Consider the following 12,787-nt stretch of genomic DNA (forward strand, 5'->3'; position numbering starts at 1 on the left):
CAACGAGGGAAAGCGAATGACGCGTAAACGCGCGCTAGGACGTGGCCTGGATGCCCTGATTGGTGCGGGCGCCCGTCGTCGTGACAGTTTGGACCTGACCAGCAGCGCCTCGCAAGGCACAGAGGCGCTGCTGCCAGAAGGCTCCGCCGCCGAGGCAACGCAGGACGATGTCCATGCCGAACGCCTGGAGCGGCTGCCGCTGGGGCAACTGACGCGGGGCAAGTACCAGCCTCGCCGCGACATTCAGCCCGAGGCACTGGAGGAGCTTGCCGACTCCATTCGCGCCCAGGGGGTCATGCAGCCGATCGTCGTTCGCCCGATTGACCCGGACCGCTATGAAATCATTGCCGGTGAACGGCGCTGGCGCGCTGCCCAACTGGCCGAGCTGGATGTCATTCCGGCGGTCATTCGCCATGTCAGCGACGACGTAGCGCTGGCGCTGGCGCTGATCGAGAACATTCAGCGTGAAAACCTCAATGCCATCGAAGAAGCGCTGGCGTTAAAACGCCTGGCAGAAGAGTTCGAGCTTACCCAGCAGCAGGTGGCCGATGCCGTGGGCAAATCCCGCACGCAGGTGGCCAACCTGCTGCGTTTGTTGGCCCTGGACCCGGAAGTGCAGACCCTGCTGGAGCGTGGCGATCTGGATATGGGGCATGCTCGTGCCCTACTGTCGTTGAACAGCGCCCAGCAACGCCAGGTGGCCCATGAAGTGGTCAACAAGGACCTGACGGTGAGAGACACCGAGGCGCTGGTCAAGAAGGTGCACGACACTCAGCAGTCACCGGTAGCATCGGCCAAAAAAGTGGCCAAGACCGCCGATGTGGCGCGCCTCGAAACGCACCTGGGCGAGCTACTGGGCGCGCCTGTCTCCATCGACCACGGTCAAAAGGGCAAAGGAAAAGTCACCATACGTTATACAAGCCTTGAAGAGCTGGATGGCATTCTTGCCCATATAAAGTAGCAGGCTAATGAAATAAGCGGCCTTTTTTTAACCCTTTGGTCGCAAGTAAACGCCAAAACGTGCGAAATCCGTGCAACTTCGGTTGAAGGTGTGATAGCGCTTCCCTATAATCCGCCGTGTTTGTCGAAAGCTTGCTTGGACGAACGGGCGTACTCGTTACCCCATTGAGCAGCAGCCCAGCCTGCACGGAGTCGTGGTCAAAGTGAAAAGTGCAGCGCCTGTCCGTCGGCGTCTATTGGATTTTCGGCGGCTGTTTCTTGCTCAGCTGGTGGTGATCTTGCTGGTGGCCATGTTGGCAAGCGTCATGGTCGGCATCGAGGCAGCAGGGTCTGCCTTGTCGGGGGGGCTGATTAGCCTTCTACCGACCATCTATTTTGTGTGGCGTGGTCAAAGGCAGCAGCGTAACCGCCAACCACAGCGTAATGTGCTCAACTTGTACCAGGCTGCAGCAGGCAAGTTTGGTTTGACGGTGGCGTTATTCGCCATAGTGCTGACGATAGCGCCCCCTTCAAACCCAGCTTTTTTCTTTGTCGCCTATGTGGTGGCCCAACTGATGCACTGGCTAGCCCCCTGGCTCGTGCGTGAGCGGTCAACCCCTTAAACTTGAGGAAGCAGTATGGCAGCGGATAACGAAATATCGGCCATCTATTACATACAGCACCACCTCCAGAACCTGACGTTCGGAAAGCACCCGGAAAATGGTTGGTCGCTTGCGTCCACCTCTGCCGAAGCAACCGAAATGGGTTTTTGGGCCATTCACCTGGACACGATGGGTTGGTCCATCGGCATGGGTGCTCTGTTCCTGTGGCTGTTCCATAAAGCGGGCAAGGCAGCGACCACCGGTGTTCCGGGCGGTCTGCAGAATGCCGTTGAAATGGTCATCGAGTTCATCGATAACCTGACTCGCTCTACCTTCCACGGCAACAACAAGAACATCGGCCCGATCGCCTTGACGCTGTTCATGTGGATTCTGCTGATGAACAGCCTCAAGCTGATCCCGCTGGACTACTTCCCGGAGCTGTTCGGCAAGCTGGGCGTGGGCTACATGAAAATCGTTCCCACCACCGACATCAACGCCACGCTGGGTATGGCCATCGGCGTCTTCCTGATGATCATCTACTACAGCTGCAAGGTGAAAGGTGTTGCTGGGTTCGGCAAGGAGCTGGCGCTGACGCCGTTCAATACCTGGCTGCTGGCACCGTTCAACCTGATCCTCGAAATCGTCGGCCTGCTGGTCAAACCGATCAGCCTTGGTTTCCGTCTGTTCGGCGCCATGTTTGCCGGTGAAGTTATCTTTATCCTGATTGCCCTGCTACCGTTTTGGGCGATCTGGATGCTGGATGTGCCGTGGGCCATCTTCCATATTCTGGTGGTTTCGCTGCAGGCCTTCATCTTTACGACGCTGTCTATCGTTTACTTGAGCGCCGCGCACGAGCATCACTAAACCCGAGCAACGCTTTGCATTAAACCCTTAACCTAAACCCTTGAAATTAACGCACTATCAGGAGCTTCATCATGGAAATCGTCTACATTGCTGCCGCCATCATCATCAGTGTTAGCGCCCTGACCACTGGCTTTGGTTTCGCCATGCTGGGTGGCAAGCTGCTGGACAACACCGCTCGTCAGCCTGAGCTGAGCGACCAGCTGCAAACTCGTACCTTCATCATGGCCGGTCTGCTTGACGCCGTACCGATGATCGGTGTTGGTATCGCGATGTACCTGATCTTCGTTGTTGCCGGTTAATGCAGCTTGACCGAGCGGGCAACCGCTCGGTTTTGTTTCACTCCGGTCGCCACGAATTTGTCAGAGGTACATCCCTGTGAATATCAACATGACGCTTATCGGGCAAACGATCGCCTTCGCGATCTTTGTCTGGTTTTGCATAAAGTATGTGTGGCCTCCGATCAGCAACGCGCTTCACGAGCGTCAGAAAAAGATTGCTGATGGCTTGGACGCAGCCAGCCGTGCAACGCGTGACCTTGAGCTCGCTCAAGAGCGTGCCGAGCAGACACTGCGTGAAAGCAAGGAGCAGGCATCTCAAATCCTCGAGCAAGCGAACAAGCGCTCTGCGCAGATGATCGAAGAAGCACGTGAACAAGCACGTGCCGAAGGCGAGCGTCTGGTGGCCAGTGCTCGGGCTGAAATTGAGCAAGAAATCAATCGCGCGAAAGACGAGTTGCGTGCGCAGGTTTCTCACCTTGCGATCATAGGCGCCGAGCGTGTTCTTGAAGCCTCTGTTGACGAGAAAGCGCACCGCGACTTGCTTGATAAGCTTGCCGCTGAACTGTAAGGAGGTGATCCATGGCGGAACAAACGACCGTCGCTCGTCCTTACGCCAAAGCGGCGTTTGAATACGCGCGCGATCATCAGGCACTGGATACCTGGTCTCAGTCACTGACAATGGCAGGTCTCGTTGTCAAGGATCATCAGGTCGCCAACCTGTTAGGTAGTCCCAAACTGAGTAGCGAACAGAAAGTGGCGTTGCTGGCTGACATGCTGGGCGACGGTGCCGATGACGCTTTCCAGCGGTTTCTCACCACCCTGGCCGACCAGCGTCGGTTGATGGCGTTGAGTGCAATCGCTGAACAGTTTGAACACCTTCGCGCAGAACATGAAAAGCGTATCGACGTCACTGTGGTTTCAGCCTACAAGCTGGATAGCAAGCAGCAGACCAAGCTGGCAAACGCGCTCAAGAAACGTCTGAATCGCGAAATCTCCATTACTACTCAGGTCGACAAGTCGCTCATTGGCGGTGTCATCCTGCGTGCCGGTGATACCGTCATTGACGGTTCGGTGCGTGGTCGATTGAACCGTCTTTCCGAAGCGCTGACCGCTTGAGTCTGAGGGACATGGCATGCAGCAACTGAATCCTTCCGAGATCAGCGACATCATCAAGCAGCGAATTGAGAAGCTTGACGTCGCATCCGAAGCCCGTAATCAGGGCACCATCGTCAGCGTTTCCGACGGTATCGTGAAAATTCACGGCCTCGAAGACGCGATGTTCGGTGAAATGATTGAATTCCCCAACAGCATCTTCGGCATGGTACTCAACCTGGAGCGTGACTCCGTGGGTGCCGTTGTCCTGGGTGACTACCTGCAGCTTGAAGAAGGCATGACCGCTCAGTGTACCGGTCGTATTCTTGAAGTTCCGGTAGGCCCCGAGCTGGTCGGTCGCGTTGTCGACGCGCTGGGTAACCCCATCGACGGCAAGGGCGACATCAATGCCAAGCTGACCGACGCGGTAGAAAAGGTAGCGCCTGGCGTTATCACCCGTCAGTCCGTTGACGAGCCCATCCAGACGGGTCTGAAGTCCATCGACGCCATGGTGCCGATCGGTCGTGGTCAGCGTGAGCTGATCATCGGCGACCGTCAGATCGGTAAATCCGCCATTGCCATCGATGCGATCATCAACCAGAAAGGCAAGGGCGTGACCTGTGTCTACGTGGCCATCGGTCAGAAGCAGTCGACCATTGCCAACGTGGTGCGCAAGCTCGAAGAGCACGGCGCGATGGAACACACCATCGTGGTGGCGGCTGGCGCTGCCGACCCGGCACCCATGCAGTTCCTGGCGGCCTACTCTGGCTGCACCATGGGCGAGTACTTCCGTGACCGTGGCGAAGACGCGCTGATCGTGTATGACGATCTCTCCAAGCAGGCCGTTGCCTACCGTCAGGTATCGCTGCTGCTGCGTCGTCCGCCGGGCCGCGAAGCTTACCCGGGTGACGTGTTCTATCTCCACTCGCGTCTGCTGGAGCGCGCCGCGCGCGTCAACGCTGACTACGTCGAGAAGTTCACCAACGGCGAAGTGAAAGGCAAGACCGGTTCCTTGACCGCGCTGCCGATCATCGAAACCCAGGGCGGTGACGTATCGGCCTTCGTTCCGACCAACGTCATCTCCATCACCGATGGGCAGATCTTCCTGGAAACCAACCTGTTCAACTCCGGTATTCGTCCGGCGATCAACGCAGGTCTGTCGGTTTCTCGTGTTGGTGGTGCCGCACAGACCAAGATCATCAAGAAGTTGGGTGGTGGTGTGCGTCTGGCGCTGGCTCAGTACCGCGAACTGGCGGCGTTCTCGCAGTTTGCCTCTGACCTGGATGAAGCCACGCGTAAGCAGCTCGAGCACGGACAGCGTGTTACCGAGCTGATGAAGCAGAAGCAGTACTCGCCGATGTCCGTGGCGGAAATGGCCCTGTCTCTGTACGCTGCCAACGAAGGTTACCTGGACGATGTGAGCGTCGAGAAGGTGCTGGGCTTCGAACGTGCTCTGCACGACTACATGAAGTCCGAGCACGGCGAGCTGCTCGACAAGATCAACCAGACCGGCGACTACAACGGCGAGATTCAGGACGGTTTGAAGTCGGGTCTCGAGAAGTTCAAGGCGACTCAGAGCTGGTAATGTCTGGCCCGCCTGCGGGCGGGCTTGCATGCTTTCTGAGAGCCACGAACGAAGGGTAGATCGCTATGGCAGCTGCAAAAGAGATACGCACCCAGATCGGGAGCATCAAAAATACGCAGAAGATCACCAGCGCCATGGAAATGGTGGCTGCATCGAAAATGCGTAAAGCGCAAGATCTGATGAAGTCCAGTCAGCCCTACGCCAAGCAGATCCGTAATGTGGTAGCCCATATTGCGGATGCAGACGTAGAGCAGGAAGACAAGCACCGCTACATGGTCGAGCGCCCTGTCAACCGCGTGGGTTATATCGTGGTGTCGACAGACCGCGGCCTGTGTGGCGGCTTGAACGTCAACCTGTTCAAGGCCGTTCTGAAAGATGCGATGGCCTGGAAACAGCAAGGCGCTGAGCTGGACTTCTGTGCCCTTGGCTCCAAGGCCGGTGCCTTCTTCCGCAATTATGGTGGCAACCTGGTTGCTGCCAAGAGCGGATTAGGTGAAGCACCGACCGTCGAGGGTCTGATCGGTAGTGTGAAGGTCATGCTGGAAGCGTACGATGAAGGTCGGCTGGATCGCCTGTACGTGGTGTACAACGAGTTCGTGAACACCATGACGCAGCGCCCGGTCGTGCATCAGATCCTTCCGCTGTCCCCTGACATGGGCAGCGAAGAGAAGCATGACGAAGAAAACGCCCGTCCCGGAAGCTGGGACTACCTGTATGAACCGGATGCCAAGGCGTTGCTGGACAGCCTGTTGGTTAGATTCATCGAATCGCAGGTGTATCAGGCGGTAGTCGAAAACGGTGCGTGCGAACAGGCCGCCCGTATGATCGCTATGAAGAGTGCCACTGATAACGCGGGCAACCTGATTGACGATCTGGAGATGGTTTACAACAAGGCCCGTCAGGCCGCCATCACCCAGGAAATTTCCGAGATCGTCGGCGGCGCTTCTGCCGTTTAACGCCGAGGGAGTGGTCTGACTGACAGGTCATTCCCGGCAGACAGGTTTCATTTGCAGGTTTTTGAGAGGAACCAAGATGAGCGGACGTATCGTACAAATCATCGGCGCGGTGATTGACGTAGAGTTTCCGCGGGACTCTGTGCCCAAGGTCTACGACGCGCTGAAGGTCTCCAATGTTGAGACCATCCTCGAAGTCCAGCAGCAGCTGGGCGACGGCGTAGTACGCGCCATTGCCATGGGCTCCACCGAGGGTCTGAAGCGTGGCCTGGACGTGGTCAACACAGGTGCCGCGATTTCCGTACCGGTGGGTAAGGAAACGCTGGGCCGCATCATGAACGTGCTCGGTGAGCCGATCGATGAAGCGGGCCCGATTGGCGAGCAAGAGCGCATGCCGATCCACCGTAAAGCCCCCAGCTATGCCGACCAGGCAGCTTCCAACGAGCTGCTCGAGACCGGTATCAAGGTCATCGACCTGGTATGCCCCTTCGCGAAAGGCGGTAAGGTTGGTCTGTTCGGCGGCGCGGGTGTCGGTAAAACCGTCAACATGATGGAGCTTATCCGCAACATCGCCACCGAACACAGCGGCTACTCCGTATTCGCCGGTGTGGGTGAGCGTACTCGTGAGGGTAACGACTTCTATCATGAAATGACCGAATCCAACGTTATCGACAAGGTAGCGCTGGTCTATGGTCAGATGAACGAGCCGCCCGGCAACCGCCTGCGCGTAGCGCTGACCGGCCTGACCATCGCTGAGAAATTCCGTGATGAAGGCCGTGACGTTCTGCTGTTCGTCGACAACATCTATCGTTACACCCTGGCCGGTACCGAAGTATCTGCACTGCTGGGCCGTATGCCTTCAGCGGTAGGTTACCAGCCGACGCTGGCGGAAGAGATGGGCGTTCTTCAGGAGCGTATCACTTCCACCAAGACAGGCTCTATCACGTCGGTGCAGGCCGTTTACGTTCCTGCGGATGACTTGACTGACCCGTCTCCGGCGACCACCTTCTCCCACCTTGACGCTACCGTGGTACTGGCGCGTTCCATCGCTGAGCTGGGTATCTACCCCGCCATTGATCCGCTGGACTCCACGTCACGTCAGCTGGACCCGCTGGTCGTTGGTGAAGAGCACTACGAAGTGGCGCGTGGCGTGCAGAACGTTCTGCAGCGTTACAAGGAGCTGAAGGACATCATCGCGATCCTGGGTATGGACGAGCTGTCTGACGAAGACAAGCTGGCCGTATCTCGTGCGCGTAAGATCCAGCGCTTCCTGTCTCAGCCGTTCTTCGTGGCTGAGGTATTCACAGGCTCACCCGGCAAGTATGTTTCTCTGAAAGACACCATCCGTGGCTTCCAGGGCATTCTGGCTGGCGAGTATGACGATCTGCCGGAACAGGCCTTCTACATGGTCGGCTCCATCGACGAAGCTGTCGACAAAGCCAACCAGATGAAGAAGTAATCCCGTCCATTAGGGGGATTCGCTATGGCGAATAGCTTCACTTGCAATATCGTCAGCGCAGAAGCATCCATCTTCTCAGGCAAGGTCGAGCAGGTGGTGGCTTCCGGGATCATGGGTGACCTTGGCATCTTGCCGGGGCACGCCCCGCTGCTGACCGAGCTTCAGCCGGGCCCGATCCGCGTGATCCACGATGGCGGCAAGGAAGAAAACTTCTTTGTCTCTGGCGGCTTCATGGAAGTCCAGCCAGATGTCGTGACGATCCTGGCAGATGCTGCTGCTCGTGCCGGTGACCTCGACGAGGCCGCCGCCGAGGAAGCGCGTCAGCAGGCGCTGAAAGCCTTTAACGACAAGTCAGCAGAGCTGGATTATACCCGTGCTGCTGCTGAACTTGCCGAAGCCGTTGCTCAGTTGCGAACGATCCAGCAGCTGCGCAAGAAGGCGGGAAAAGGCTAGTTACACGCACTGTGTACCCAAACGCCCCTTAAACCCGACCAGGGTTTAAGGGGCGTTTTTTTTGTCTGTTAGTATGGTGGTCAGTCGTCCCGGATTTGAATGGCATCAGGAGAGAGCGATGGCGCTGAACGAAGAAGCCTTACAGGAATTGAAAACCGAACTGCTCGATGAGCTGGTCAAGGAAGAGCCCAGCAAGGCGCAATTGGCAGAACGCCTCGCTGAAATTCGCTCGGCCGATATTGGCGAAGTGCTGGAAGAGCTGATCGAAGAGGATGAAGAGCTACGTGCGGCTCTGACGGTGCTGGACATACTCTCCACCGAGCGAGCCGCCAACGTGCTGGGCTATCTGCCAGGCGAGAGTCAGCTCGAAGTCGTCGGTGAGCTGAGCGACACCCAAGTGCTCAAGCTGCTTGAGGAGATGGGGTCGGACGAGCGGGTGGATCTGTTCAACCTGCTCGATGAAGACCGCCGCGAAGCGTTGCTGCGTCGCATGGCGCACCAGGAGCGGGAAGATCTCAAGCGTCTGGCAAGCTACGAAGAAGGCACGGCCGGCGCCATCATGACCTCTGACTATGTGGCGATAGCCAGTGGCATGACGGTGTCACAGGCGATGATGCGGGTGCGACAGACAGCGCCGGATGCGGAAACGGTCTACCAGCTCTACATCCTCGACAAGGAAGGTGAGTTGGTCGGAACCATGTCTCTACGGCAGCTGATGGTCGCCCGTCCGGGTGCCATCGTCGATGACATCATGATCAAGGATGTCATCAGCACCCACGTAGACGAAGAGCAGGAAGAAGTGGCGCGTATCGTGGCGCGTTATGACCTGCTGGCGCTGCCGGTGCTCGATCAGGATGGACGCATGGTGGGGATCGTGACCCACGATGATGCCATGGACGTGGCCGAATCCGAGGCCACCGAAGATATCCACAAAGGGATGTCGATTGGCCAACTGGAAGACGGTGTCAGTCGGGTGCCCTTGGCCAGTCTTTACCGCAAGCGGGTGACCTGGCTGGTACTGCTGGTGTTTGCCAACCTGTTTTCGGGGGCTGGTATTGCGTACTTCGAAGATACCATTGCCGCTCAGGTCGCTCTGGTATTCTTCCTGCCGCTGTTGATTGGCAGTGGTGGTAATGCGGGCGCCCAGGCGGCCACGCTGATGGTGCGGGGTATGGCCACCGGGGACGTAGGGGTCAAGGACTGGAGCAAGATGCTGGGTAGGGAGCTGCTGGTGGCCGGTGCGCTGGGGCTGACCATGGCGTTGGCCGTCGCGCCCATCGGGGTCATGCGTGGCGGTGAGGAAGTCGCCATGGTGGTCGCGTTGAGCATGGTCACCATCGTGCTGTTCGGTAGCATGATGGGCATGTGTCTGCCGTTCGTGCTGGAACGCTTCAAGGTCGACCCGGCCACGGCCTCGGCACCGCTGGTGACGACCTTGATCGATGCCTCGGGGGTATTGATCTACTTCACCATCGCCACCGCCATTCTGACCAACGTCTAGCGCATGGCGCTGCTGGCCGCGCGGGTGATGAACATCACTTCCACGTGGCCCAGCCACTCGATGTCGCTGGCCAGCGCCTTGAGCTGGCTGGCCAGGCACTGGGGCGGCTGGTGGACTGCGTCACCGATGATCAGCGTGACCGATACCTTGTCGTCCAGGTAGTGAAGCTGCAGATCGTTCAACGTGCGCCATACCGGGTGCATGTACCAGCGCTCATCAAGAGCGGCTTCCACTTCTGGGCGCAAGGGCAGTCCGGGCAGGCGGCTCGGGTCGCCCTCACCGGCATCGTCTTCCGGGTCCACGTGGAAAATGACATCGGTCAGTAGCGGAAACTCGTGGCGCAGGCGGCGACTCACCTCATTGCCGATTTCATGAGCTTCGGAAACGGTGATACGCGGACCCACCACCACGTGCAGGTCCACCATCACCCAGCCTGCCGATTGGCGCGTACGCAGGTCATGCACGCTATCCACGCCGGGCACGCTGCAGGCCACATCATGCATCTGCTGCTGCACGTCTTCGGGCAAGGCGGTATCCACCAGTTCTCTGGCGGACTCCCACAGCAGGTCGATGCCGACCTTACCTACCAGCAGCCCCACGATGATTGCGGCCACGGCGTCCAGCCACCCCATCCCATACTGGGCACCCACCAGCGCTACCAGCACCACGGCCGTTGAGAGGGCATCGCTGCGGGAGTGCCAGGCATTGGCTTCCAGCAGCTTGGACTTGACCCGTTTGGCGACCCGCATGGTGTAGCGGAATATCCACTCCTTGCTGATCAGGGCCAGCACCGTCACCGCGATGGCAAAAGCGCCGGGCGCGCCTACTTCGGTACCGCTCAACAGACGGTCGATGCTCGACCAGGCGATACCGCCTGCCACGAAGATCAGCACACTGCCCAGCAGTAGCGTGGTCAGCGTCTCGATACGGCCATGGCCATAATGGTGGTCGTTATCCGGTTCCTGACGGCCATAATGAATGGCGGCCAGAACAAAGCCATCGGTGACAAGGTCAGACAGGGAGTGAATGCCATCGGCAATCAAGGCTGCCGAGCCAACCAGAAACCCCACCACCACCTTGACGACACTCAGCAGCCCATCCAGCCAGGCACCAATGTACGTGACGCGCTTGGCTTCCTGGCTATGATGGATGTGTGATGAATCGTCTGGAGTGGCCGTCAGTTGCTCTATCTTCATGGCTTGCGTTACCCGATGGCGTACACGCTATATAAAGGCCTCATTGTAGCGTACTGAGGTGAGAGGCTCACCTGATTGACTGCATTGTCTATACAGGAAGCCCCAAAATAGCCGTTGCCAGTGCAAAGTAGATCAGTACGCCTGACGCATCGGCAATCGAGGTCACCAGCGGTGCCGAGGCGGTCGCCGGATCTAGCTTGAAGCGCTGCAGAATGAACGGCAGAATCATCCCTATCAGACTACCTACCGTGACGATCAGCACCATTGATAGCGCGACGACCAGTGCTATTTCGCTGCCCGCGCGGAAAATACCCACCACGGACACCGCCAGTGCCATGGTCAGCCCCAGCGCCAAGGCGACGCCGACTTCACGACCCAGCAGCTTGGCCCAATCGCGGGTACGTACATCGCCGGTGGCCATGCCGCGTACCATCAGGGTGGCCGCCTGAGAGCCTGCGTTGCCACCGCTATCCACCAGCAGGGGCAGGAAGAACACCAGCGCAATGTAGGCTTCGATGGTTTCTTCGAAATAGGCGATACCGGCACCCGAGAAGATATTGGCGAATACCAGCAATACCAGCCACACCACACGCTTGCGGTAGAGCTCGAACAGGCTGACCGAACGCAGGCTGCCCTCCAGCTTGCCCACCGACACCCCCTTGTGCATGTCTTCGGTGGCTTCTTCTGCGGCCACGTCCATGGCGTCGTCGTAGGTCACGATGCCCACCAGGCGGTCACCACCATTGATCACGGGAAGTGCCAGCAAGTCGTAATGGGCAATCAGCCGACTGACTTCTTCCTGCGGCGTTTCCACGGAGGCAAACACCACTTCCGAGACCATTAGTTCTTCCACGCGTTGGTGGGGGGCCGCAAGAATCAGCTGGCGTAGCGATACGGTGCCCTGCAAACGGCCTTCTTTATCGACGCAATACACCTGGTAGATGGTTTCGGCGTCAGGCGCGCTGGCGCGTAGCAGGCTCAAGGCTTCCGCCACGTCGATGGTGACCGGCACGGAAACATACTCGGAGGTCATGACGGCCCCTGCCGTGCCTTCGGCATAGCTGGCCAGCTTGGTTAAGTCATCGCGCTCTTTTTGCGATAGTTGGCGCAGGATGGCAGGCTGCCTGCCTGGCGCCACCAGGTGGAACAGGTCAGCGCGCTCGTCTGCATCCATCGTGGCAGCCAGTTTTGCGAGTTCTTCATCGGTCATTTTTTCACCGATGTCCCGCTGTTGCTCCGTTTCCAGGTAGCCGAACGTAGGGCCACGCTGCGCTTCGGGAAGCTGCATGAGCAACGCCAACACCGTATAGGCGGGCTCGTAACGGGCAAAATCGGCAATATCGGCAGGCTGCATTTCCGCGACGATATGAGAAATCGCGGTGTGATCGTTGCGCTGCATGGCGCTTCTTAGTGAAGCGGCTAGTACGGCATAGCTCATTGTTCGCCTCCGGCAATGGCGGAATCAAGGCGAGACAACCCGATGTGAAGGCAGCGTTCATAACGACGCACCAACACGCATATAATCCACGCACACAAGGTTTTCTGGCCAAAGTGGCCTGACATGAGTCAGGGACACACGGTCGACAAAGTACTTGTGTGCATAGTGAACGACTAATGTGGCGAGTTGACGACAACGACTCGCGCATGGCGCGAAAGAGCTATGAAGAGAGGCGGGGGTATAGAGGGCCAGGCCACAACGGCTTGGAGAGCAGAAAGCTTACCGGCGGGTCGTGTGCACTAGCGAGCCAAACTTCATGGCTGCTTCACGCATACATAATCGACTACTGGGATCTTCCATGGGCTGCTCTCGGAACCTCTTTTAAGGGAAAGATAAGGAGTTGTATCGCATTCATGGACCACAGGTA

At 58.1% G+C, this 12,787-nt stretch carries 13 protein-coding genes; 11 read left to right on the forward strand and 2 right to left on the reverse strand.

The genetic code is table 11. From position 1 onward, the window contains the following. Positions 1-16 precede the first annotated feature (16 nt). The 11 genes from CWI66_RS05365 to mgtE (CWI66_RS05415) all read left to right on the forward strand — a co-directional run bounded on the left by CWI66_RS05365 (position 17) and on the right by mgtE (CWI66_RS05415) (position 9,726). Positions 17-961, forward strand: a complete 945-nt coding sequence (locus CWI66_RS05365; protein WP_100731125.1) for a ParB/RepB/Spo0J family partition protein — start codon at positions 17-19, stop codon at positions 959-961. Between the two features lie 202 nt (positions 962-1,163). Then, a complete protein-coding gene (locus CWI66_RS05370; RefSeq protein WP_100731149.1) occupies positions 1,164-1,562 on the forward strand; it encodes an ATP synthase subunit I in 399 nt (132 codons plus the stop codon). A 15-nt stretch (positions 1,563-1,577) separates the two neighbouring features. Next, entirely contained in the window at positions 1,578-2,405 is an 828-nt protein-coding gene (gene atpB, locus CWI66_RS05375) for a F0F1 ATP synthase subunit A (protein ID WP_016915583.1), read from the forward strand. Between the two features lie 71 nt (positions 2,406-2,476). Then, on the forward strand, positions 2,477-2,704 hold the full coding sequence (gene atpE, locus CWI66_RS05380; RefSeq protein ID WP_016915582.1) for a F0F1 ATP synthase subunit C: 228 nt from the start codon (positions 2,477-2,479) through the stop codon (positions 2,702-2,704). Positions 2,705-2,780: 76 nt separating this feature from the next. Continuing rightward, entirely contained in the window at positions 2,781-3,251 is a 471-nt protein-coding gene (locus CWI66_RS05385; protein ID WP_016915581.1) for a F0F1 ATP synthase subunit B, read from the forward strand. Positions 3,252-3,262: 11 nt separating this feature from the next. Continuing rightward, positions 3,263-3,799 (forward strand): F0F1 ATP synthase subunit delta, encoded by a 537-nt coding sequence (locus tag CWI66_RS05390; RefSeq protein ID WP_100731126.1) that lies wholly within the window; start codon positions 3,263-3,265, stop codon positions 3,797-3,799. Between the two features lie 16 nt (positions 3,800-3,815). Continuing rightward, a complete protein-coding gene (atpA, locus tag CWI66_RS05395; protein ID WP_100731127.1) occupies positions 3,816-5,360 on the forward strand; it encodes a F0F1 ATP synthase subunit alpha in 1,545 nt (514 codons plus the stop codon). 65 nt (positions 5,361-5,425) lie between these two features. Further along, entirely contained in the window at positions 5,426-6,316 is an 891-nt protein-coding gene (gene atpG / locus CWI66_RS05400; RefSeq protein ID WP_016915578.1) for a F0F1 ATP synthase subunit gamma, read from the forward strand. Positions 6,317-6,392: 76 nt separating this feature from the next. Then, positions 6,393-7,772 carry a F0F1 ATP synthase subunit beta gene (gene atpD, locus CWI66_RS05405; RefSeq protein ID WP_016915577.1) on the forward strand — a complete coding sequence of 460 codons (1,380 nt, stop codon included), beginning with the start codon at positions 6,393-6,395 and terminating at the stop codon, positions 7,770-7,772. Positions 7,773-7,796: 24 nt separating this feature from the next. After that, on the forward strand, positions 7,797-8,225 hold the full coding sequence (locus CWI66_RS05410; protein ID WP_016915576.1) for a F0F1 ATP synthase subunit epsilon: 429 nt from the start codon (positions 7,797-7,799) through the stop codon (positions 8,223-8,225). 118 nt (positions 8,226-8,343) lie between these two features. Further along, positions 8,344-9,726, forward strand: coding sequence for a magnesium transporter (mgtE, locus tag CWI66_RS05415; RefSeq protein WP_100731128.1), 1,383 nt, complete (start codon positions 8,344-8,346; stop codon positions 9,724-9,726). Here the strand turns inward: mgtE (CWI66_RS05415) and CWI66_RS05420 are convergent. Together CWI66_RS05420 and mgtE (CWI66_RS05425) are read right to left on the reverse strand one after the other, a co-directional pair. Next, positions 9,723-10,922: a cation diffusion facilitator family transporter gene (locus CWI66_RS05420; protein ID WP_016915574.1), complete on the reverse strand. Its 1,200-nt coding sequence runs from the start codon at positions 10,920-10,922 to the stop codon at positions 9,723-9,725. The two genes, mgtE (CWI66_RS05415) and CWI66_RS05420, sit on opposite strands and share 4 nt — an antisense overlap. Positions 10,923-11,010: 88 nt before the next feature. Then, positions 11,011-12,360 (reverse strand): magnesium transporter, encoded by a 1,350-nt coding sequence (mgtE, locus tag CWI66_RS05425; RefSeq protein ID WP_081138486.1) that lies wholly within the window; start codon positions 12,358-12,360, stop codon positions 11,011-11,013. Positions 12,361-12,787: the final 427 nt, after the last annotated feature.

The organism is Halomonas sp. 141 (genome assembly GCF_002810305.1).
Classification (GTDB): domain Bacteria; phylum Pseudomonadota; class Gammaproteobacteria; order Pseudomonadales; family Halomonadaceae; genus Vreelandella; species Vreelandella stevensii.